The following is a 22,089-nucleotide window of genomic DNA, read 5'->3' as shown; positions in this document are numbered from 1 at the left end:
CGTAATTTTTTAAAAAAACAACTGCAATCTTCTCGCTTAAACTCGCTCAGGGTCACTGAAATGAAAAAGGAGATGATTAAATCACGTAAAGATAGATAGCCAGAAAATGTGATCCTGCGCCTATCAATACAAATATGTGCCAGATAGCGTGGGTATATCTTACTCTTTTTAAAGCGTAAAACAATGCACCCACGGTATAAGCCAATCCGCCAATGATGAGAAAGGTTAAAGATTGAGCACTTAGATATTGCTGCATATCATCCATGACCAGCAGTGCCAGCCAGCCCATGGCCAGATAAGCAGCCAAAGAAAGTTTCTGGAAACGATGAATGAAAACGAACTTGAAAAGTGTACCAAGGATGGCAATCACCCACAGCGCAATCAATAAATAATGGGCTTTAGGGGTGGGAATGGCGATTGACAGAAACGGGGTATAGGTTCCGGCAATCAAATAATAAATCGCGGTATGATCGACTTTTTTGTAAAAATAACGACGGTCTGCTGTGGTGGCCATATGGTAAAGCATGGAAGCAGAAAACAGCAAAATCATGCTGAGCGCATAGACCCAAAGCCCAATCCATTGTCCGGTACTTAGGTAAGAACCTTTAATAATTAAAAGAATACCGGCAACAACGGAGAGTCCGGCACCTATACCATGACTGACATAGTTAATCCGTTCCTCATTCTGATCATAATCTGGAACCAGTGGAGCATTCTGCATCATTGTCATTCTTTCTTCAAATATACACTTGTATAGTAATTCAATTTTGCTTTTAGGTTAAGAAGATTTAAACTTGATATGCAATTCATTTCAGGTTTTATCTATGTCAACATTGGCAACTCTCTCGGACCAGGAACAGCAATTCCTGGATACATTTCAGCAAACTGTTGAAAGGAATCAGTTTGATCGTCTGATCTTAAGCCAGTATAAGGGTGAGCTGCAGGATTTAGAGAAAATGACCTGGCGAGTCATTACATTAAATGAACAACGGGTATTGAGCTGCCTGTATCGCTACAAGACGCAGGATGTCACTAAAAACTATCCTTTGGAAGAAGCGTTATCGCAGGTGACTACATTGCTAGCATGTTGCAAGCAGGCCAATCTGATGACAGTAGATGAAGAATTACAGCTGAAAAAAAACAAGAAAAAAGCCATGTTGACACGCAGCAAACATACAGGATCTGCTACTCAGGCAAAGCCCGCTGAACAAAGTCATGACCGGATGAAACAGCGTTTTGTGGATCAGGACAGCATTTTTCTCCAGCATCTTGGCATTACCGATCAAAAAGGGCAAATCATTCCGAGCATGGCGCGCAAATGGAAACAGATTAACAAGTTTGTGGAAATTTTCTCAGGCGCGCTGACGCAGATCAAGCCACAGGCTGAAGGCCTGCGCGTGGTAGATTTTGGTTCGGGCAAAGGCTATCTGACCTGTGCTTTATATGACTATATGCAAAAACATGGTCAAACGCCGTATGTCACGGGGGTAGAGCTTAATCCAAAAATGGTCGAGTTCTGCCAGAATGTCGCGCAGCAATCTGGTTTTGATCAACTGGACTTTTTCCAGGGAGATGTGCGTACTTATGCGCCAGAAAGACTGGATGTAATGATTGCCTTGCATGCCTGTGATGTAGCAACAGATTTTGCGATTCATAGTGGCATTCGCCTGAATGCACAGATAATCATGTGTGCGCCATGTTGTCATAAGGAGTTACGTCCACAGTTACAAGCACCGAAAGTCCTGAGTCCGATGTTGCAATTCGGTATTCATGCGGGACAGCAGGCCGAAATGCTGACTGATACCATTCGTGCTTTATTGCTCAAAGCTTATGGTTATGAAACCAAAGTTTTTGAATTTGTGGCGCTAGAACATACCAGTAAAAATAAAATGATTCTGGCAACAAAACGCAAAGACTATCAACAACCTGATCAGGCGGTTCTGGCAGAAATTCAGGCCTTAAAAGAGATGTATGGAATCCAGAAACATTCACTGGAATTGTTGCTCAATGATCAATGGGATCAGCAGGGAATTGGTTCTAAATGCTAAATAATCCAGAATTGAAAATAGTGTCCGGCAGCTGGAAAGATTTGGGAGTGTATGCCAAAGTGATTCGTGAAGCCGTATTTATTCAAGAACAGTATATTGCAGCTGAAGATGAATGGGATGCTGAAGATGCGGTTGCTGTACATTTCATTGTTTTTCAGCAGGATCAGGCGATAGCCACTGCAAGATTGCTGACAAATAACAGTGTAGGTCGCATTGCAGTTTTAAAGTCACATCGTGGTTTGAAGATCGGGCAGCGCCTGATGCAGGCCGTGATTGACTATGCGCGTGCCGAGCAGCGCGAGTTGGTCAAGCTGTCTTCGCAAGTGCATGCCATTGGCTTCTATCAAGCGCTCGGGTTCGAAGCTCAGGGCGAGGAATATCTGGATTGTAGCATTCCCCATATTGATATGTATTTAAAGCTTTAATTTTCAGCCATTCAAATATAAAAAAGCGAGGCATTGACCTCGCTTTTTTATGCATAGACTGAATCTGGATCAGTGGCCATGTGCTGGATTTGAGCTGTGCTCGGCATTATCCATGTTGGCATGTTCTTCAGCTGACATATGATGCTCAGTGGCTGTCGTATCTGTAGGAGCCACATTGGCAGCTTCACGTGCTTCACGATCTGCCTGAGCTTTGGCAAGCGCTTCTGGAGACATCGTTGGTGCATTTTTAAAAGCGTGTTGCTGGGTGTTCTGTTTATTTTGCTGGCTTGGCATATAATCCGGTTCATTACTTACTGCAAGCCAAAAAATAAGCATGAATAATCCACCTAAAATACAGAAGATAATAAGTGCTTTCCAACCCCAAGGAGATTTTTCAGGTGAACTGTGATCAGTCATAGGTCTTACCCACGTGGATACCAAACTTATGTAACTTTATAACATAAATTAATCAAAAAGCAGATCAAAATCTGTCATCACATAACTCTGTTCCGTGCTTGAAGCAAATCTGAAAGATAAAAAAGAGGAAACACGTTCCTCTTTTTTATCTAAGTGGCCACACTATTGAATCGGCTGGGCATGTGCTGCGCGATCTTTGAGGAGTTGCGGAGCTTTGAAGCGTTCGCCATACTTATTTTCAAGTACTTTGGCACGGGTCACAGCTTTGGCCAGTCCATACTGATTCAAGAATTGTACAGCACCGCCCGTCCAGGCAGCAAAGCCAATACCAAAAATAGAACCCACATTGGCATCGACTACAGATTCAAGGACACCTTCTTCCAGACAGCGTACGGTATCCAGTGCCTGTACAAACAGGAAGCGGTCAATCATTTCCTGTTCAGAAATATCGTTGTCTTTTTTCCAGTGGCTGAGACCAGACCAGAGCTGCTTTTTGGCATCAGCCGGATAATCATAAAAACCTGCGCCTGCAGCCTTACCTTTACGGTTAAATTCGTGAATCATGCTGTGAATCACGTCATCCGCAGGTGAACGAGAAATTGACTGTCCCTGTGCCTGCAAGGCTTTATATCTTTCATTGGCCACCTGTTCAGACAGGGTCAAGGACACCTCATCCTGAATCGCCAACGGACCCACCGGCATACCGGCTTTGAGTGCAGCCATTTCAATTCGCGCCGGGTGTACACCTTCTGCCAGCAGGCATAAACCTTCCTGTACAAAGGTACCAAACACGCGGCTGGTAAAGAAGCCACGGCTGTCATTTACCACAACCGGTAATTTGCCAATTTGCTGCACGAAATCGAAAGCTTTGGCCAGCGTTTCTGCCGAGGTATTTTTACCTTTGATAATTTCCACCAGCTGCATTTTATCGACCGGACTGAAGAAATGCAGGCCGATAAAGTTCTGATCATTTTTTGAAGCCTGGGCTAATTCTGTGATCGGCAGGGTCGAGGTATTCGAAGCCATTACGCCGTTGCTGGCAAGATATTGCTCTGCCTCTTGCGTGACTTGAGCCTTGAGCGCGGGATTTTCAAAAACTGCTTCAATGATCAGGTCGCAACCGGCTAGATCTGCATTAGATGCAGTTGTTTGAATCAGGCTTAAAACCTGATCTCGTTTCTCGGCTGATAAACGCCCTTGAGCGACTTTTTTATCCAGCAGTTTCTGGCTATAGGCTTTGCCTTTTTCAGCCGCTTCGATTGAAATATCTTTTAATACCACAGGAATGCCTGTGCTGGCAGTCGCGTAGGCGATCCCAGCCCCCATCATGCCCGCACCTAGAATACCGACTTTCGTGGCTTTCCATCTTTCAATACCTTGAGGGCGACTGGCACCGGACTTGATCGTATTCAGGCCATGCCAGAAGGTGCTAATCATATTTTTAGAAATTTGACCGATGGCAAGATAAGTAAAGTAACGTGATTCAATGGTCAGGGCTGTATCGACATCGACCTGTGCACCTTCTACCGCAGCCGACATGATCGCTTCAGGTGCAGGGTAGCAGCCTTTGGTTTTATCGCGCAGCATCGCCGGAGCAATAGCCAACATCTGGGCAACTGCTGGTGTCGAAGGGCTACCACCTGGAATTTTATAGCCTTTTACATCGAATGGCTGCTGAGATTTTGGATTGGCTTTGATCCAGGCAATGGCCTTTTCCAGCAATTCATCGGTACTGTCTGCGACCTCATGAATCAAGCCTAAAGATCTGGCTTTATCGACTCCAAACTGTTTGCCTTCCATCAATAAAGGAAGGGAATTTTGCAGACCGAGCAGGCGGACGCTACGGACGATACCACCGCCACCTGGTAATAAACCCAGTGTGACTTCAGGCAGGCCAAATTTGCTTTTAGGGTCATTCAGGGCAATACGATGATGGGCACACAAGGCAATTTCCCAGCCACCGCCAAGCGCCGTACCATTCAATGCAGCAACAACAGGAATACCGAGAGTTTCGATATAGCGTAGTTTGGCTTTCATCTCTTCAATCATATTGAAGAATTCAGTTGCATGTTCCGGAGTGGCTTGAATCAGTTCGTCCAGATCACCACCAGCAAAGAAAGTTTTTTTCGCTGAACGGAAAATAATCCCGGCAATATCTTCATCTGCTTGTAACTGGGCAACGACTTCATCCAGTGCCGTGCGAAAGTCGGCATTCATGGTATTGGCAGACTGGTTTGGAGAATCAAACGTTAAAATAACAATATTATCTTCATTTTTTTGATATTGAATTGCGCTCATTATTTTTCTCCTTATACCAGTTCAATAATGGTTGCGATGCCCATACCGCCACCCACACAAAGTGTAGCCAGACCCCGCTTTTTGCCCTGGCGTTCTAGCTCGTCCAGTAATGTCCCTAAAATCATCGCACCAGTCGCACCGAGTGGATGTCCCATGGCAATTGCACCGCCGTTAACATTCACCTTGGCAGGATTAACCTTCATCTCATTGATAAAGCGCATCACCACGGCAGCAAAAGCTTCATTGACTTCAAACAGGTCAATATCATCAATTGTTAAACCGGCTTTCGCCAAGGCCTTACGAGCAGCCGGGGCAGGGCCGGTCAGCATAATGGTTGGATCTGCACCGACCAGTGCCGTCGCCAGTACTTTGGCACGTGGCTTCAGACCTTGTTCTTTTACTGCTTGTTCCGATGCGATCAAAACCACAGCCGCACCATCGACAATGCCTGAAGAATTCCCGGCATGATGCACATGATGGACAGCACCCACTTCAGGATATTTTTGCAGGGCAATCGCATCAAAGCCCATTTGTCCCATAGTGGCGAAACTTGGATTGAGTTTGCCCAAGCCTTCTGCAGTCGTTGTCGGTTTGATAAATTCGTCTTTGTCCAGAATTACTACACCAGCTTTGTCTTTTACCGGGATAACAGAGGCGTTGAAATAACCATTGGCTTGAGCGGCAGCTGCTTTCTTTTGTGATTGTTCGGCAAACTGATCTACATCTGCACGGCTATAACCGTCAATGGTAGCAATCAAGTCTGCACCAATACCTTGTGGAATAAAGTCACAGGCCATATTGGTCTCAGGGTCCAGTGCCCAGGGCCCGCCGTCTGAACCCATCGGCACGCGAGACATGGATTCGACTCCACCTGCAACAACCAGATCTTCCCAGCCAGAACGGACTTTTTGTGCGGCCAGATTGACAGCTTCCAGACCGGAAGCACAAAAACGGTTAATTTGCACACCCGCTACATCATTGTCCCAGCCGGCAGCGATGGCAGCCGTTTTGGCAATATCGGCACCCTGATCACCAATCGGGGTGACACAGCCGAGCACGATATCATCCACTTTTGCGGTATCAAACTGATGACGCGCCTGAAGTTCGTTGAGTAAGCCAGTCAGTAAGGAAATGGGTTTTACCTGATATAAAGATCCATCTTTTTTGCCTTTTCCGCGTGGGGTACGAATGGCGTCAATAATATATGCCTCGCTCATAGCTTGTCCCTTTTATTGATTTGATGAAATTTATTCTAATGACTCGAGTGTAATACTTAATTTTTGAAGTGCAATGACGAGAACGGGCCAGATCATTTGAGCGATTTAGCCAATTTTAACCATAAAAAAAGCCTAAGCTAGGGAGCTTAGGCGGAGAGAAACGATTTTAATTTTTATCGGTTCGGGAGTATCAGCTTAATGATAACCGTGTAATTGACGATACAGACCCGGAGTCACACCTGTCCATTTTTTGAAAGCACGGTGGAAGGTACTGGTTTCACTGAAACCGACCTGTTGCGCGACATCTTCAAGGGTAAGATCAGGGTTAAGTAACAGGTGAATTGCGGCATCACGGCGCAAGGCATCTTTCACACCTTGATAGCTTTTGCCTTCGGCTGCCAGACGGCGACGCAAGGTTTGCGGTGATAGATATAACATCGATGCCACATCATTCAAGGTTGGCATTTCTTCACCAATCTGGCTCTTCAGCACATCACGGATTCTGGAGGTCAGTGAATTGGTATTTTTGAATTTCACCAGCAGTTGGGCCGGCGCTGCTTTCAAAAACTCTTCCAGAGTTTCTTCATTCTGGCGAACGGGCAGGTCCAGATAGTCTGCAGCAAAGGTAATTTCAGTGCGTGGCATGTCAAACTGCATCACTGGTGCAAAGAATAAAGCATCATATTCATCGGCATGGGCTGGACGCGGATAGCTAAAGTGTACGCGTTCCAGCGGTACACGACGCTCAATAAGCCAGGAAGCCAGACCGTGCCAGATCATTAGCATACTTTCGGTAATAAAATGATCCGGATCCATTGCATTTGGAATCAATGGCACCAGACGTGCTTCATGCTTGTCACGTTCTAGGGTCACCGACCAGTCATCACCGAAGAGTTTGTAGAACTGGGAAGAAAGTTCCAGTGCATCACCGAGGGTTTTGGCATGAATAATCAGCTGGCACATGATCGCAAACGTACCCAGACGGCGTTGCTGTTTGTCAAAACCGACATGCTCGTCCTGAGTCACCATCCACAACATTTTTATAAAGCGGGTATATTGTTCAGGTGAAATACGCGCTTTGGGTTGATGCAGCAGTTCTGCTTCAATCCCGACGTGAGACAATAAAGTATCGACATCCATGCCCAGACGTTTAACGCCAGATAGAGCTGCGTTGACGAAATGGATACTGATCGTATCACGACTCATGTTTAATCCTTCAGTCTCTTTAATGTTCACTAATAATTGACCTAAATGACGAAAAATAATAAAGCAATGGCAATTTACAAGAATACCTTTGCCATTTTCTTACATATTAGATTGCCGAAACTATCAAGGTAAATGGCTGAACATGACATTGTTTTTGTGCATTTATATTCTTATGATGCTAAAAAAAGCAATAGAAGTAGAGCAAATACTCCAATGTCATATGCATTAAAAGGATTGAAAATCCTAGACTTTTCTACACTTTTACCCGGCCCGTTTGCCACCTTGTATCTTGCTGATTTAGGTGCAGAAGTTGTGCATATTGAATCACCAACCCGACCGGACCTGCTACGGTTAATGCCACCTTTTGCCAATGGGCAGGCCACCTCACAGAGTTATCTGAACCGTAACAAGCAATCGGTTGCTCTGGATCTGAAAGATTCTGCAAATATCGAACTGATCAAAGCCAGGATTGCAGATTATGACATTGTGATTGAGCAATTTCGTCCCGGTGTGATGCAACGTCTAGGGCTAGACTATCAAACCTTAAGCGAAATTAATCCTAAACTGATTTACTGTTCCATTACCGGTTATGGTCAAACTGGCACATATAAAGATAAGGCAGGCCACGACATTAACTATCTGGCTTTGTCCGGAATTGCCGGACACAGTGGCCGGATTGAAAATGGTCCACCAGCTTTGGGAGTTCAGGTTGCCGATGTTGCAGGTGGTTCCCTGCATGCCGTAATTGCAATTTTGGCTGCCGTAATTGAACGTCAGCAAAGTGGCAAAGGGCAATATATTGATATATCCATGACCGATTGCGTGGTGACGATGAATAATCTGGCCGCATCTGCCAGTCTGGCTGGCAATCAGCATCAACGACCGGAATCGGGCTATCTGAATGGCGGAACTTTTTACGACTATTATGAAACCCAAGATGGACGTTATCTGTCAATTGGCAGTCTGGAACCACAATTTATGCAGGGGCTGGCACAGGCCTTAGAGCTGCCAATTATTCTGGAAAAGGGCAATTCTTTTGCTGAAGAAGATCGTACTGAGGTGAAGCAGGCGATCCAAAATAAAATCAAGACCAAGCCTTTATCTGAATGGCAAACACAGTTTGCCGCGCTGGATGTCTGCGTCGAACCGGTACTCAAACTTGAAGAAGCCTTGCATTCTGATCTGGCCCAGCAGCGAGGCTGGATGGTACAGGTGCCACTTAAAGCCCGCAGTCAGCAAACTGAAGCACAACTGGCTTGTCCGATTAAATTTTCACGTTCCACGATACGTTATGAATTTGTAGGGCAGCAATTGGGAGAGAGCCAAAATTGGTAGCATTTTTCAAGTGTTAATAGATTAGATAACGAAAGTAGAGATAAATCTTTCTATATGAAAATAAGTAATAATGATTGAAGATTTTCATCATTATTACTTTAAATTTAATCCAATGCTGTAAATACAGAGATCCGTGAAATTTTGTCAGGCTTATCAATAAAACCGCTATGAAATATGTATAAAAAGCATTTTATTGATAGGTTCAATCTCGCTATCCTTGCCGGCGATATAATAGAAACTACTAGCTGTACGCCATGTATTTATATACTGATTTTGATCAGCAACTGATTAATGAACGTGTTGCACAGTTCCGAGACCAGACGGAACGTTATTTAGCCGGTAAACTCACTGAAGATGAGTATCGTCCGCTTCGTCTGCAAAATGGTTTGTACGTACAGCGTTATGCGCCAATGTTACGTATTGCCGTGCCATATGGTTTGATGAATTCAAAACAACTTCGTAAAGTGGCTGATTTGGCAAAAGAATATGACCGTGGCTACGCGCATATTTCGACTCGCCAAAATATCCAGTTTAACTGGCCTGCACTGGAAAATGTGCCGGATATGCTGGCTGAACTGGCGACGGTGCAAATGCATGCGATCCAGACCTCAGGGAACTGTATCCGTAATACCACGACGGACCAGTATGCAGGTGTGGTTGCCGGTGAAGTTGCCGATCCGCGTCCGACCTGTGAATTGATCCGTCAATGGTCTACCTTTCATCCGGAATTTGCTTTCTTGCCACGTAAATTCAAGATCGCAGTTTCTGCGCTGGAAGAGATTGACCGTGCAGCCACTGCATTCCACGATATTGGTGTATATATCGTGCGTAATGAAGCAGGCGAAATAGGCTATAAAATCAAAGTGGGTGGGGGTCTCGGCCGTACGCCAGTGATTGGTAGCTTTATCCGTGAGTTCTTGCCGCGTGAAGACCTGATTGCTTATCTGGAAGCAGTACTTCGTGTATATAACCTGCACGGCCGTCGCGACAACAAATATAAAGCGCGGATCAAGATTCTGGTAAAAGCCTTAACACCAGCTGTATTTGCCGAGAAAGTTGAAGCTGAATTTGAGCATACGATTAAAACACTGAAAATCGATGCAGACACCTTGGCAAAAATGGATGAGAACTTTACGCCATTCGATTACCAAGATTATGCAGATGAAGATTTCACTGAATTGTTCGCGCAATATCCAAAATTCAAACAGTGGTTCAACATCAATACCAATGCACATAAAGTGAAAGGTTATCGCATCGTGACGATTTCACTGAAACGTGCCGGAATTGCACCGGGTGATGTCAGCACTGAAGAAATGAACCTGATTGCAGAGCTTGCAGACAAGTATACTTTTGGTGAGCTGCGTACTACACATGAGCAAAATATTGCGCTTGTGGATGTACCGCAAAAAAACCTGTTTGAGTTATGGCAGATCCTTGATCAGCATAACCTGGCACGTGCACACATTGGTTTCTTGACCGACATTATTTGCTGCCCGGGCGGTGATTTCTGTTCATTGGCCAATGCCAAATCCATTCCAATTTCGGAAGCAATTTCACGCCGTTTTGATGACCTTGATACCATTTACAATTTAGGCAAACTGGATCTGAATATTTCAGGTTGTATGAATGCCTGTGGTCATCACCACGTGGGTAACATCGGTATTTTAGGTGTAGACAAGAAAGGTGCAGAATTCTACCAGATCACTTTAGGCGGTAATGCCGATCATGATGCTTCGATTGGTGACATTCTTGGCCCATCATTTGCAGCCGAAGTCGTGCCGGATATTGTAGAAGAAATTCTGAATACCTATCTTGACCTGCGTCAGGAAGGTGAAGAGTTTATCGATACTTATCGCCGTGTCGGCATTCAACCATTCAAGGAGCGTGCATATGCTTAATACCGCACTACAAGTGCTCTCTAAAGATGGCACGATTGCAGACAATACATACCAATTAATTGGTGAAGACGGTATTTTACCACAGGGCGATGTCGTTCTGACTGTTGAACAGTTAGACCAGATTGCCAATGTGGTAGGTAAAAAAGCATTGTACTTAACTGTAGATGCTTCGCCGGAAAACCATGAATTTCCACTGGACCAGCTAGACACAATCTTTATCGAGTTTGCAGGTTTTAATGATGGCCGTGGCTATTCATTTGCAGCGCTGCTTCGTCGTCAAGGTTTTCAGGGCGAACTGCGTGCTACTGGGGATGTATTCAAAGATGTGTTGAACTACATGAAGCGTTCTGGTTTCGACACTTTCGTGATTAAAGAAGGTAAAGATATTCAGGAAGCTGCTGCAGGTTTGAATGATTTCAAAAATCCGTATCAGGCATCGACTGCGGTTGCACAGGCACATTATCAAACAGGTGCATAATTTAAATTATGCTGCTATAAAAAGCCGGATTGATTCCGGCTTTTTTATGTCTTAATAAAAATCTTTAATTTTCTTCAAGTTGACAGTTGATCATCCAGTGAATTCCAAACTGATCGCTAAAGGCAGCATAAAGTGCGCCCCAAAAGGTCTTTTCTAGTGGCATCTCAATTTGACCATTCACCGATAAAGCATCAAAGAGTCGTTGTGCTTCAGCTTGCTCGCTGGCGTCTAAGTTAATGGAAATATAGTGGTTATTACCTTGCATGAACACAGTATTGGTTTGCGTGCAAAATTGATCATTCGTATCAGATGCCATCAGTTCTGTAAAATCGTTAATGGGAAGTGAGATATGCAGGATTTTATTTTTATCCGCTTCCGACAGTGTGACACCTTCTTCAACTGGCATTTCACCATAACGACTCAGACTTGAAAATTCGCCTCCAAAAACTGATTTATAAAAGTTAAAGGCTGCTTCAGCCTGACCTTGGAAATTGAGGTAATGATTCAGTTGCATGGGAGAACTCCCTTTTATTTACTTGCTTTAATCTACGCCACTTTGCGGTATTTTGCGCGAGCAAGCCTTATCAAGATGTAAGCGAAAAAAATCCCCCAGATCAGGAGGATTTTTAACTCCCTATGGGAGAGGGATGGGATGAGGGAAGAGGTTACAGTAATTCAATCGCTACAGCAGTCGCTTCACCACCACCGATACACAGGGCTGCAATCCCTTTCTTGCCACCGGTACGTTTTAATGCATGAATCAAAGTCAGGATAATACGTGAACCGGTAGAACCCACAGGATGGCCGAGTGCACATGCACCACCGTTGATGTTGACTTTTTCAGGGTCTAGCTTGAACTCATCCATTGGGCACATGGTCACCATGGCAAAGGCTTCATTGATTTCCCAAAGGTCGACATCAGAAGCGGCCCATCCGGTTTTATCTAGCACTTTCTGGATTGCACCGACTGGAGCAATAGTAAACTCAGATGGATGTTGAGAATTCGAAGCATAAGCAACAATTTTAGCCAAAGGATTCAACCCTTTTGCTACTGCATTGTCAGCCGAGGTAATTACTAAAGCTGATGCACCATCCGAAATCGAGCTGGCATTAGCCGCCGTAATCGTACCGTCTTTAGCGAAAGCAGGACGCAAAGTTGGAATTTTATCGATGTTGGCATTGAACGGCTGTTCGTCTTTATCAACGACCACATCACCTTTACGGGTTTTAACTGTTACAGGCACGATTTCATCAGCAAAGTAGCCTTCATTGACCGCAGTTTGCGCCCGCTTTAATGAGCGAATCGCAAAATCATCCATCTGCTCGCGGGTATAATCTTTGGTATTTGCCATATCTTGGGCAAATGAACCCATCAAACGACCTGTTTCAGCATCTTCCAAGCCATCCAGGAACATATGATCCTTGATTTCACCATGGCCCATACGGAAACCACCCCGTGCTTTTGGCAATACATAAGGCGCATTGGTCATGGATTCCATACCGCCGGCAACCACGATATTTGCAGAACCAGCTTTAATCATGTCAGCCGCTTGCATGACGGCTTTCATGCCTGAACCACATAATTTATTAATGGTTACCGCACCAGTAGAATCTGGAAGACCAGCTTGACGCATCGCTTGACGTGCAGGACCCTGCTTTAAGCCTGCAGGGAGTACACAACCCATAATGACTTCTTCAATATCCGTTGGTTGCAGACCCGCACGGGCAATTGCTTCCTTAATAGTGACAGCACCCAGTTCCGGTGCAGTTACACTGGCCAGACTGCCCTGAAAGCCACCCATGGCTGTACGTGCACCATTTACAATTACGATGTCAGTCATTGTTGTATCTCCCTATCAGTTTTGATCGTTTTATCTTGAACTTAAGCAGTATATTGAAAAAAACTGACGATTGAAGCTTTAATCGTACCGAAGCATAAACTGGATAGTTCTATTAACATGAGGGAAGACTTTCCCTCCGGATATGCCCCATTTTGCTAAGTACAATACGCTGTTGGCTAGAAAACTGGGCAGAACAGTAGTAGAAACTGCCATTTGAACCAATAGGCAGACCTGTTTGTGCCTGATAAGTGACACTTGGTAAGCTCAAAGCTCCTCGCCAACTCAGGTTACCGTATTTGAGATTAACTACATCAATATGTAAAATGGTCTCACCTGTATCCACTTGCCTGTTTTTATTTTTATCAATGAAAACCAGCATAGTCTTGTTCCATTGATTGGCTTGGCAAGTGAGAGAATCTTGGCTTGGGCAGATCACTACATTCTGTCGCAAAATTGCAGCCTGGCTGCGTGCATAACGATTAATTGTAGATAACTTGATCGGTATGTTTTGAGCTTCCTGTCTGGCTCGGTACTCGTGATAGTAAGGAAGCGCGATACTGGCGAGAATTGCAATCATTGCAATACAGATAATTAACTCAACAATAGTAAACGCTCTTGTTATTTTTTTATACATAGAGTTACCTGATTTATATATTATTTTTCTTATAAGGGTGCTATTAATTATATGTTTTTTATGCTTTATTGAGCGTGTAATTCATTGCTTACTTAAGTTTAAAGAAAGCTGTTAAAAATAATTGGCAATCACAATAGGTCATTCAGAATAAAAAATTGAGTAAAAAGTTACCGAATTACAACGGAAATTGTAAGTAATTTTGTCAATAATTTACTTGATTAGATTAATCAAGCACTTGGAAAAATAATAAAGTGTTTGTATGATGCCATGTGAATAGCTTAAGAATAATACTGGGGTAATAAAAAGCCTATCTCAGGATGGCCTATTTATAAGGCTTGAGCTTGAACAACAATTGTTATCTCTGGAGGATAAATCCATGAAAATGAGTCGTATTGCTTTAGCTATGCTTGTAGTTGCACCTTTTGCTGCTGCAAACGCAGGCGTAACTGTTACTCCATTAATGCTGGGTTATACTTGGCAAGACACCAAGCATAACAATGGTCAGTCCCACTTGTTATCTGCACAACTCGGTCAAGGCGAAATGCAAAACGACTTGTTCGTTGGTGCAGCACTTGGTGTAGAACTAACTCCATGGTTAGGTTTCGAGGCTGAATATAACCAGGTAAAAGGTGATGTTAACCAATCACTTCGTTACATTACTGATGGTCGTCCATCACAAGTTGAACCAGGCGCTGAGTATAAGCAAACTCAAATCAACGGTAACTTCTATGTTACTTCTGATTTAATCACTGGTAACTATGACAGCAAAGTTAAGCCTTACCTATTGGCGGGTGCGGGTCACTACAAATATAAATTTGATGGTTTAACTCGTCTTAACAGCCCAACAGCTCCAGTACGTCGTGACCGTGGTAATACTTCAGAAGGTACTTTAGCAAATACAGGTATCGGTGCTTTCTGGCAGTTAAATGACGCGTTATCACTACGTACTGAAGCTCGTGCTACGTATAATTTTGATCACGAGTTCTGGAACTATACAGCACTTGCTGGTCTTAACGTAGTTCTAGGTGGTCACCTGAAGCCAGCTGCTCCAGTAGTTGAAGTTGCTCCAGTTGAGCCAGTTGCTCCAGCTCCACAAGAGTTGACTGAAGACCTGAACATGGAACTTCGTGTATTCTTTGATACTAACAAGTCAAACATCAAAGATCAGTACAAACCAGAAATCGCGAAAGTTGCTGAGAAGCTAGTTGAATATCCAAACGCTACTGCTCGCATCGAAGGTCATACTGATAACACTGGTCCACGTGCATTGAACGAACGTTTGTCTCTAGCTCGTGCTAACTCTGTTAAGTCTTCACTTGTGAACGAATACAACGTAGATGCATCTCGTTTGTCTACTCAAGGTTTCGCTTGGGATCAACCGATTGCTGATAACACTACTAAAGAAGGTCGTGCTATGAACCGTCGTGTATTCGCGACAATTACTGGTAGCCGTACTGTTCTAGCTGAACCAGTTATGCAACAACAAGCTCCTGCTGCTCAATAATTCGTTATTGAACACAGACTGAAAAAGCGACTCTAAGGAGTCGCTTTTTTTATGGCTGTTTTTTGCATACACTTGCTGCTCTAAAATGATTTTGAGTAAAGGCATGAGCATAGAACTTCCTCAAGACTTGCTGAGTCTGGAAGCCAATAGTGGTATTTATGCAATTTGGATGATCTTTCATCATTATGGTATCGATCTACATATTCCTGATCTGGTGCAATTGACACGGCACGATGATGAGATGGGAACTTCAACTATTGCGCTCGCAGTTGCGCTCAAAACCTTGGGGCTGGATGCTGAATTTTTTACAGAAGTTGATCCGGATAAACAGCCTGTTGAAGTAGAATTTTATCAAAAGGCCCAAGAACTCAAATTACCTGTTTATGAATCTCCTCTTTCATATGCAGAAATTCAAAAAAAGGCAGGTGAAGGTCGTTTTGTGATTGTGTTCTATGACACTTTAGACAGGGTAGGGAATCACTCGTTAATTTATGCTATTGATGAGCAGGAAATCAGTTTCTTTGATAGCTTTGAGGCAATGCCGGCGCATGTGTTTGAGCAGCAACGTCGGGTAGATGGAATCTGTCAGCAAGCGATTGTGATTGATGACCGTAACTTTGTAATGCGAAATAGCTAAAATAGAGAGATTAAAAAAGCAGTCCTGAGACTGCTTTTTTTGATTATTGACTGGGTTATTCCTGATCAAGCTTCATGGGCTGTACATCCATTTCCTGATAAGACACCAGTTTGGTTTTTTTCTTCCATTTGTAGCCGAACCAGATGGCCAGGAATAGCGGAATACTGATATAGGTCGATAATACGCCCATCCAGTGACCGGCCAAAACATCCTGATAGTTCTGACCCAGAACGACAATCGTACACAGAATAAATGCAAACCAGGGAGCAAAAGGAAAAAATTTGGCACGATAAGCCAGATCTTCGAGTTTATATCCTTGTGCCAGATAACCTTTACGGAAGCGGTAATGGGAAATGGCAATACCGAGCCAGACGATAAAGCCGCACATTCCTGACATGTTCAGCAGCCAGTTAAAGACTTCCTGCTCACCAAAGAAAGTGGTCAGAAAGCACAGAGCTGCGATTACAGTCGTGGCATAGAGTGCATTCATTGGCACACCACGCGGGTCTAGACGCGCAAACATTTTAGGTGCACTACCTTTACGTGCCATATCAAACAGCATACGGGTAGATGAATACATGCCCGAGTTACCTGCAGATAGAATAGCGGTCAAGATCACCGCATTCATGATGCTGGCAGCAAAGGCAAAACCAGCTTTTTCATACAATAAGGTAAAAGGAGAAAGTGCAATATCGTCGGTTGCAGCTGCCTGTAATAAACGTGGGTCATTATAGGCAATCAATGTGCCGATAACGAAAATACACACGATATAAAACAACAGGATACGCCAGAATATCTGTTTAATGGCTACCGGAATGGTTTTCTTTGGATCTTTCGATTCACCTGCCGCGACACCGACCATTTCGGTACCCTGGAAGGAGAATCCGGCAATCATCGCCACACCAATTAATGCCTGAAAGCCACCGACAAAAGGTGCATCGCCAATGCTCCAGTTGGCAAATGCTTCTGCACCCGGAGTCAGCATGATCTTCACGATCATCCAGATCCCGATAATGATAAAGGCAATGATTGCAAGGACTTTAATCAGCGAAAAGAAAAACTCAGATTCGCCAAAGCCTTTTACTGTCAGGGCATTAATCCCAAAAATAATGACAAGAAAAATGGCGCTCCAGTACACGCCCGGTATATCGGGAAACCAGAATTTCATAATGAACTGAACGGCAACCAGTTCAAAAGCCACGGTAATGGCCCAGTTGTACCAGTAATTCCAGCCTAAAGCGAAACCAAAACCACCTTCGACATATTTGGTGCCGTAAGTGAAAAATGCACCTGAAGTCGGATTGTGCGTGGCAAGCTCCCCCAAGCTGGTCATCAGGAAATAAATCATGATCCCAATCAGTACATATGCAAGCAGTGCACCACCTGGTCCAGCATTGGCAATGGTCGCACCTGAGGCCAAAAATAAACCTGTACCAATGGATCCGCCAATGGCGATCATATTCAGATGACGAGCACCCAGCTTACGCTGCAGCTGCATCGTATTTTGCGTTTCGCTCATCATGATTCCTTAACATTTTTTTGAGTGCTGGCGAAGAGCACTTTAAAGCCTTGTTGATCCGCTTTCACTGTGCAGCGACCAAAGTTTTGTTCAATCAGGGTAGGATAGTTCAAGAAACGGTTGGCCACGATCCAAAGCTCGCCGCCTGATTTTAAATGACGACGCGAGGTTTTACATAAGGTTTCACTTGCCGTGTAATCGGTCTCGATTCCCATATGAAAAGGCGGATTACTGACAATGGCATGCAGGAACAAGGGTGCATCCTCAATGCCTGTAACCGCTTTGATTTCAATCTGTTCAGGAGTAAGCTGGTTTTCTTCAAATGTCATTTGTGTAGAAGCCAGTGCAAAGGCATCAACATCCATGGCAAAAATCCGGTTTTTCGGATTCAACTTTGCCAGATACGCGCTAATCACCCCCGCACCACACCCAAAGTCGGCAATTTTACCTGAAGTGACTTGTGACAAATAAGGTAATAGTGTGGCAGTTCCTACATCCAAACGGTTTTGACTAAAGACGCCTGGAAGTGCACAAATATTCAGATCACCATTTGGTGTAGATACGGTATAACGCTGTGCCCAGTCTGCAAGTGCTTTTTTCTCGACCGTATGGTCTAGAACCAATTGCCAAAGCTGGCAATGACGTGCGCTGTCAAGTTTGAGAGTTTTACCAAAAGGCTGCAACTGTTTGGCTGCGCGTTCTATCCCGCCTTTCTTTTCACCGACCAAAAAAATACTGCTGCCCGGTTTAAGCTGCGCTGCCACAGTGTGCAGTAAATAATTCAACAGTTCTTTAGACTTGGGTACAAAAATAACTGCCTGATCAAATTCAGCTTCAGGCATTTCTGCACCAAAATGCACATCTGCTTGTTGTGACTGGAAATATTGAAAATCGTTAAAATTCCATGTCCAGACAGCCGGATTGATAGAGGCATCGAATTCAGCGAGCAGATTATCTGTCGGTGCATTAATCAGTAAGATGCGACCCGACAAAAAATCATATTGTCTTAATAAAACTTCGCTTTTAGGATCCATAGGTATCTCTCCAATATAAAGAACACTGCCTAAGCCTGACCTAGACAGTGTTCTTTGGACATGAAATTACTTCTTTGTTTCAGGAAGTACCACATTCAGAATAAGGGCAGCGATACCACCAGTGGCAACGCCTGAGCTAAAGATATTACGGAATAACTCAGGAAGATGCTCAAGAATTTGTGGAACTTGTGCAACACCTAAACCCAGTGCCAGTGAAATCGCAATAATCAGCAGGGCGCGACGGTCCAGATGGACACCAGACAGAATGTTAATACCAGAGGCTGCGACTGCGCCAAACATGACCATGACTGCGCCGCCCAGTACCGCTTGTGGAACGGCCTGAATAATACCAGCAACTGCAGGCAACAAACCAAGAATAACCAGCAAAGCAGCAATCCAGATGCCGACATAACGACTTGCTACGCCCGTCAACTGGATTACACCATTATTTTGTGCAAATACTGAACTTGGGAAGGTATTAAAAATACCGGCAAGGAATGAATTCGCGCCATTGACCAGTACACCGCCTTTAATGCGCTGCATCCATTTTGGACCATCAACTGGCTGGTTGGAAAGCTTTGAAGTCGCAGTGATATCACCAATCGCTTCTAAAGAGGTCACCAGGTAAATAAATGCCATCGGAATAAACAGGCTCCAGGAGAAGCTTAAACCGAAATGCATGGGAGTCGGAATCTGTACCAGAGGTGCATCTTTTAAGCCGGAAAAATCCAGATGGCCCATAAAGCCCGCCAGGATATAACCACAAACCAGAGCGATCAAAATGGCAGAACTTTTTACCCAGGTAATCCGGATACGGTTCAGAATAATAATCAGTGCCAGGACGGTACAAGACATGATCAGGTTGTCGGCATTGGCAAAAGTTTTATCGCTCATGGCCTGATAACCACCACCCATGCTGATTAAACCTTCTTTAATCAGGGTCAAGCCAATCAGAAGTACGACAATTCCGGTGACCAAAGGGGTAATCAGTTTTTTGATCCAAGGCAGAATTTGTGACACGCCCATTTCAATGAATGCACCTGCAATCACTACACCAAAGATAGACGCCATGACTGCTTCTACAGGTGTACCCGCAGCCACCATGGCTGACCCAATACCAATAATTGGACCGATGAAGTTGAAACTGGTTCCCTGAACGATCAGCAGACCGGCACCAAATGGCCCTACTTTTTTAGACTGTAAAAAAGTCGCGATACCCGAGATCACCAGAGACATGGATAAAATCATGTTGGTGTCTTCTTTGGAAACACCAAGCGCCAGACAAATCAGTAGGCCAGGGGTCACAATCGGGACAATAATCGCTAATAAATGCTGGAAAGCAGCTAGAAAAGCAATCAGGGGTTTTGGACGATCATTCAGACCATATATCAGGTCAAGTTGATCTTTAGAAGGAGGAGATTGATTAAAATCAGACATGTGTCAATGCAAAATAAGGCTGGATGGCGCTATTCTAATCGAGTTACACGTCTTTACAAAATCAAAAAAGCCTCGACCAGACAAAAAAAGTTGAGGAGTAGGGCTACAGTGACTATAAAAGTTTTGTATTTTTCTGTATAATTTGCCCTCAAATTACACACGCATTGAATTTACATGTCAGATATTAAAACTCTCCGTAACATCGCCATTATTGCGCACGTCGATCATGGTAAAACCACTCTTGTAGACAAACTTTTGCAACAATCAGGTGCTCTCGGTGATCGCGCGGGTGAGATCGAGCGTGTCATGGATTCCGGTGCTATTGAAAGTGAACGTGGTATTACCATTCTTGCAAAAAATACTGCAATCAAATGGTTAGATGAACGTACCAATACTGAATACCGCATTAACATCGTGGACACCCCGGGACACGCCGACTTCGGTGGTGAAGTTGAACGTGTAATGTCGATGGTTGACTGCGTACTTCTTCTTGTAGATTCACAAGAAGGCCCGATGCCACAAACACGTTTCGTAACGCAAAAAGCATTCGCACGTGGTTTAAAACCAATCGTAATTATTAACAAAGTTGACAAGCCAAGCGCGCGTCCAGACTGGGTAATTGACCAAGTATTTGATTTGTTTGATAACTTGGGTGCTTCTGACGAACAGTTAGACTTCCCGGTTGTTTATGCTTCAGGCCTTCGTGGTGTTGCTGGTCCTTCTCCAGAAGAACTTGCTGAAGACATGACTCCGTTGTTCCAAACGATTGTAGATATCGTTGAACCACCAAAAGTTGACGTTGATGGTCCATTCCAAATGCAAGTGTCTTCACTTGACTATAACAGCTTCGTTGGTGTTATCGGTATTGGTCGTATTCAACGTGGTTCAGTAAAATTGAATACACAAGTCACTGTAATCGATAAAGAGGGCAAAACACGTAACGGCCGTATCTTAAAAATCATGGGTTATCATGGTCTAGATCGCGTTGACGTTGAAGAAGCTTCTGCAGGCGATATCGTTTGTGTAACGGGTATCGATGCACTCAACATTTCTGACACCATTTGTGATCCGAAAAATGTTGAAGCTTTACCTCCATTATCTGTAGATGAACCTACAGTATCGATGACCTTCCAGGTAAACAACTCACCGTTTGCTGGTAAAGAAGGTAAATTCGTGACTTCACGTAATATCCGTGAACGTCTAGACCGCGAATTGATTCACAACGTAGCACTTCGCGTTGAAGATACTGACAGTCCGGACCGTTTTAAAGTGTCTGGTCGTGGTGAACTTCACCTTTCAGTTCTGATTGAAAACATGCGCCGTGAAGGCTTCGAGATGGGTGTATCCCGTCCGCAAGTAATCATCAAAGAAATTGATGGTGAAAAACAAGAGCCATACGAAAACGTAACGTTTGACGTTGAAGAACAGCATCAAGGTGCTGTAATGGAACAAATGGGTTTCCGTAAAGGTGAAATGACCAATATGGAAGTTGACGGTAAAGGCCGTATCCGTATTGAAGCAACTGTTCCTTCACGTGGCTTGATTGGTTTCCGTTCTGAATTCCTGACCATGACTTCTGGTACAGGGATCATGACGTCAAGCTTCTCGCATTACGGTCCAATGAAACAAGGTACTGTTGCGAAACGTCAAAACGGTGTATTGATTTCTATGGTTCAAGGTACTTGCCTGGGCTATGCATTGTTCACGCTTCAAGACCGCGGTCGTCTATTCGCTAAACCTCAGTTAGAAGTTTACGAAGGTATGATCATCGGTATTAACTCTCGTTCAGACGACATGACAGTTAACCCGACTAAAGCGAAACAGTTAACGAACGTACGTGCCTCTGGTACAGATGAAGCGTTGACCCTTGTTCCAGCAATTGAATATACGCTTGAACAAGCGCTTGAATTCATTGAAGATGATGAGTTAGTAGAAGTAACACCTAAGTCAATCCGTATCCGTAAGCGTTTCTTGACTGAAAACGAACGTAAACGTAACCGTTCAGGTAAATAATCTGTAGATTATTGGCCCGCTTACTAAAAACCGTAATCTTTTCGAAGATTACGGTTTTTTTATATTTACGCTATGCTCACATCGTAATTTATTAAATCGTATTAAACTAAGTCAAAATTAGAAGTTTCTAGTCAGGTATAATTTAGCC

General features: G+C 44.0%; 19 protein-coding genes. 8 read left to right on the top strand and 11 right to left on the bottom strand.

From position 1 onward, the window contains the following. Positions 1-76: 76 nt before the first annotated feature. Positions 77-721, bottom strand: coding sequence for a PAQR family membrane homeostasis protein TrhA (gene trhA, locus VXQ11_RS11490; RefSeq protein ID WP_081406389.1), 645 nt, complete (start codon positions 719-721; stop codon positions 77-79). A 103-nt stretch (positions 722-824) separates the two neighbouring features. Here trhA and VXQ11_RS11485 point away from each other — a divergent pair, with 103 nt between their 5' ends. Continuing rightward, entirely contained in the window at positions 825-2,048 is a 1,224-nt protein-coding gene (locus tag VXQ11_RS11485; protein ID WP_416706076.1) for a class I SAM-dependent methyltransferase, read from the top strand. Continuing rightward, positions 2,042-2,473 carry a GNAT family N-acetyltransferase gene (locus tag VXQ11_RS11480; RefSeq protein ID WP_064097074.1) on the top strand — a complete coding sequence of 144 codons (432 nt, stop codon included), beginning with the start codon at positions 2,042-2,044 and terminating at the stop codon, positions 2,471-2,473. The genes VXQ11_RS11485 and VXQ11_RS11480 overlap by 7 nt, the downstream gene beginning before the upstream one ends. 69 nt (positions 2,474-2,542) lie before the next feature. On the opposite strand, the gene VXQ11_RS11475 is transcribed toward VXQ11_RS11480, so the two are convergent. The 4 genes from VXQ11_RS11475 to VXQ11_RS11460 all read right to left on the bottom strand — a co-directional run bounded on the left by VXQ11_RS11475 (position 2,543) and on the right by VXQ11_RS11460 (position 7,611). Beyond that, on the bottom strand, positions 2,543-2,890 hold the full coding sequence (locus VXQ11_RS11475) for a hypothetical protein (RefSeq protein WP_064097075.1): 348 nt from the start codon (positions 2,888-2,890) through the stop codon (positions 2,543-2,545). 162 nt (positions 2,891-3,052) lie between these two features. Next, positions 3,053-5,188, bottom strand: coding sequence for a 3-hydroxyacyl-CoA dehydrogenase NAD-binding domain-containing protein (locus VXQ11_RS11470; protein WP_416706075.1), 2,136 nt, complete (start codon positions 5,186-5,188; stop codon positions 3,053-3,055). Positions 5,189-5,199: 11 nt separating this feature from the next. Then, the gene (locus VXQ11_RS11465; protein ID WP_416706074.1) at positions 5,200-6,405 is read right to left on the bottom strand and encodes an acetyl-CoA C-acetyltransferase; all 1,206 of its coding nucleotides are present in this window, start codon (positions 6,403-6,405) and stop codon (positions 5,200-5,202) included. A 195-nt stretch (positions 6,406-6,600) separates the two neighbouring features. Then, positions 6,601-7,611: an AraC family transcriptional regulator gene (locus tag VXQ11_RS11460; RefSeq protein ID WP_064097078.1), complete on the bottom strand. Its 1,011-nt coding sequence runs from the start codon at positions 7,609-7,611 to the stop codon at positions 6,601-6,603. Positions 7,612-7,824: 213 nt separating this feature from the next. Between VXQ11_RS11460 and VXQ11_RS11455 the strand changes: the two genes are divergently transcribed. The 3 genes from VXQ11_RS11455 (at position 7,825) to VXQ11_RS11445 (ending at position 11,322) form a co-directional block, all read left to right on the top strand. After that, on the top strand, positions 7,825-8,946 hold the full coding sequence (locus VXQ11_RS11455; RefSeq protein ID WP_416706073.1) for a CaiB/BaiF CoA transferase family protein: 1,122 nt from the start codon (positions 7,825-7,827) through the stop codon (positions 8,944-8,946). Between the two features lie 254 nt (positions 8,947-9,200). Next, positions 9,201-10,844: a nitrite/sulfite reductase gene (locus VXQ11_RS11450; RefSeq protein ID WP_416682055.1), complete on the top strand. Its 1,644-nt coding sequence runs from the start codon at positions 9,201-9,203 to the stop codon at positions 10,842-10,844. Then, on the top strand, positions 10,837-11,322 hold the full coding sequence (locus VXQ11_RS11445) for a DUF934 domain-containing protein (protein ID WP_416706072.1): 486 nt from the start codon (positions 10,837-10,839) through the stop codon (positions 11,320-11,322). The genes VXQ11_RS11450 and VXQ11_RS11445 overlap by 8 nt, the downstream gene beginning before the upstream one ends. Positions 11,323-11,386: 64 nt before the next feature. On the opposite strand, the gene VXQ11_RS11440 is transcribed toward VXQ11_RS11445, so the two are convergent. From VXQ11_RS11440 to VXQ11_RS11430, 3 genes are all read right to left on the bottom strand, one after another. Next, positions 11,387-11,836: a VOC family protein gene (locus VXQ11_RS11440; protein ID WP_144725355.1), complete on the bottom strand. Its 450-nt coding sequence runs from the start codon at positions 11,834-11,836 to the stop codon at positions 11,387-11,389. Between the two features lie 151 nt (positions 11,837-11,987). Next, on the bottom strand, positions 11,988-13,163 hold the full coding sequence (locus VXQ11_RS11435) for a thiolase family protein (RefSeq protein ID WP_416706071.1): 1,176 nt from the start codon (positions 13,161-13,163) through the stop codon (positions 11,988-11,990). A gap of 112 nt (positions 13,164-13,275) precedes the next feature. Then, positions 13,276-13,797: a GspH/FimT family pseudopilin gene (locus VXQ11_RS11430; protein ID WP_064097082.1), complete on the bottom strand. Its 522-nt coding sequence runs from the start codon at positions 13,795-13,797 to the stop codon at positions 13,276-13,278. Between the two features lie 376 nt (positions 13,798-14,173). Between VXQ11_RS11430 and omp38 the strand changes: the two genes are divergently transcribed. Beyond that, on the top strand, positions 14,174-15,301 hold the full coding sequence (omp38, locus tag VXQ11_RS11425) for an outer membrane protein Omp38 (protein WP_064097083.1): 1,128 nt from the start codon (positions 14,174-14,176) through the stop codon (positions 15,299-15,301). A gap of 103 nt (positions 15,302-15,404) precedes the next feature. After that, a complete protein-coding gene (locus tag VXQ11_RS11420; protein ID WP_416706070.1) occupies positions 15,405-15,938 on the top strand; it encodes a peptidase C39 in 534 nt (177 codons plus the stop codon). A 55-nt stretch (positions 15,939-15,993) separates the two neighbouring features. Here the strand turns inward: VXQ11_RS11420 and VXQ11_RS11415 are convergent, their stop codons facing one another. The 3 genes from VXQ11_RS11415 to VXQ11_RS11405 all read right to left on the bottom strand — a co-directional run bounded on the left by VXQ11_RS11415 (position 15,994) and on the right by VXQ11_RS11405 (position 19,928). After that, positions 15,994-17,457 (bottom strand): amino acid permease, encoded by a 1,464-nt coding sequence (locus VXQ11_RS11415; protein ID WP_144725349.1) that lies wholly within the window; start codon positions 17,455-17,457, stop codon positions 15,994-15,996. Beyond that, positions 17,457-18,491, bottom strand: coding sequence for a methyltransferase (locus VXQ11_RS11410; protein WP_144725347.1), 1,035 nt, complete (start codon positions 18,489-18,491; stop codon positions 17,457-17,459). Before VXQ11_RS11410 ends, VXQ11_RS11415 begins: the two co-directional genes overlap by 1 nt. Before the next feature lie 66 nt (positions 18,492-18,557). Continuing rightward, positions 18,558-19,928 carry a uracil-xanthine permease family protein gene (locus VXQ11_RS11405; protein WP_416706069.1) on the bottom strand — a complete coding sequence of 457 codons (1,371 nt, stop codon included), beginning with the start codon at positions 19,926-19,928 and terminating at the stop codon, positions 18,558-18,560. A 174-nt stretch (positions 19,929-20,102) separates the two neighbouring features. Here VXQ11_RS11405 and typA point away from each other — a divergent pair, with 174 nt between their 5' ends. Next, a complete protein-coding gene (gene typA, locus VXQ11_RS11400; protein WP_191731273.1) occupies positions 20,103-21,941 on the top strand; it encodes a translational GTPase TypA in 1,839 nt (612 codons plus the stop codon). Positions 21,942-22,089: the final 148 nt, after the last annotated feature.

It is taken from the genome of Acinetobacter sp. 197 (genome assembly GCF_048148385.1).
Taxonomy (GTDB): domain Bacteria; phylum Pseudomonadota; class Gammaproteobacteria; order Pseudomonadales; family Moraxellaceae; genus Acinetobacter; species Acinetobacter pecorum.
This window is presented reverse-complemented; position numbering and strand designations above follow the sequence as displayed.

What these genes read in the sequence shown, in the direction of transcription:
- trhA (WP_081406389.1), bottom strand. Translation starts at nt 721, where the DNA reads ATGCAGAATGCTCCACTGGTTCCAGATTATGATCAGAATGAGGAACGG.
- VXQ11_RS11485 (WP_416706076.1), top strand. Translation starts at nt 825, where the DNA reads ATGTCAACATTGGCAACTCTCTCGGACCAGGAACAGCAATTCCTGGAT.
- VXQ11_RS11480 (WP_064097074.1), top strand. Translation starts at nt 2,042, where the DNA reads ATGCTAAATAATCCAGAATTGAAAATAGTGTCCGGCAGCTGGAAAGAT.
- VXQ11_RS11475 (WP_064097075.1), bottom strand. Translation starts at nt 2,890, where the DNA reads ATGACTGATCACAGTTCACCTGAAAAATCTCCTTGGGGTTGGAAAGCA.
- VXQ11_RS11470 (WP_416706075.1), bottom strand. Translation starts at nt 5,188, where the DNA reads ATGAGCGCAATTCAATATCAAAAAAATGAAGATAATATTGTTATTTTA.
- VXQ11_RS11465 (WP_416706074.1), bottom strand. Translation starts at nt 6,405, where the DNA reads ATGAGCGAGGCATATATTATTGACGCCATTCGTACCCCACGCGGAAAA.
- VXQ11_RS11460 (WP_064097078.1), bottom strand. Translation starts at nt 7,611, where the DNA reads ATGAGTCGTGATACGATCAGTATCCATTTCGTCAACGCAGCTCTATCT.
- VXQ11_RS11455 (WP_416706073.1), top strand. Translation starts at nt 7,825, where the DNA reads ATGTCATATGCATTAAAAGGATTGAAAATCCTAGACTTTTCTACACTT.
- VXQ11_RS11450 (WP_416682055.1), top strand. Translation starts at nt 9,201, where the DNA reads ATGTATTTATATACTGATTTTGATCAGCAACTGATTAATGAACGTGTT.
- VXQ11_RS11445 (WP_416706072.1), top strand. Translation starts at nt 10,837, where the DNA reads ATGCTTAATACCGCACTACAAGTGCTCTCTAAAGATGGCACGATTGCA.
- VXQ11_RS11440 (WP_144725355.1), bottom strand. Translation starts at nt 11,836, where the DNA reads ATGCAACTGAATCATTACCTCAATTTCCAAGGTCAGGCTGAAGCAGCC.
- VXQ11_RS11435 (WP_416706071.1), bottom strand. Translation starts at nt 13,163, where the DNA reads ATGACTGACATCGTAATTGTAAATGGTGCACGTACAGCCATGGGTGGC.
- VXQ11_RS11430 (WP_064097082.1), bottom strand. Translation starts at nt 13,797, where the DNA reads ATGTATAAAAAAATAACAAGAGCGTTTACTATTGTTGAGTTAATTATC.
- omp38 (WP_064097083.1), top strand. Translation starts at nt 14,174, where the DNA reads ATGAAAATGAGTCGTATTGCTTTAGCTATGCTTGTAGTTGCACCTTTT.
- VXQ11_RS11420 (WP_416706070.1), top strand. Translation starts at nt 15,405, where the DNA reads ATGAGCATAGAACTTCCTCAAGACTTGCTGAGTCTGGAAGCCAATAGT.
- VXQ11_RS11415 (WP_144725349.1), bottom strand. Translation starts at nt 17,457, where the DNA reads ATGAGCGAAACGCAAAATACGATGCAGCTGCAGCGTAAGCTGGGTGCT.
- VXQ11_RS11410 (WP_144725347.1), bottom strand. Translation starts at nt 18,491, where the DNA reads ATGGATCCTAAAAGCGAAGTTTTATTAAGACAATATGATTTTTTGTCG.
- VXQ11_RS11405 (WP_416706069.1), bottom strand. Translation starts at nt 19,928, where the DNA reads ATGTCTGATTTTAATCAATCTCCTCCTTCTAAAGATCAACTTGACCTG.
- typA (WP_191731273.1), top strand. Translation starts at nt 20,103, where the DNA reads ATGTCAGATATTAAAACTCTCCGTAACATCGCCATTATTGCGCACGTC.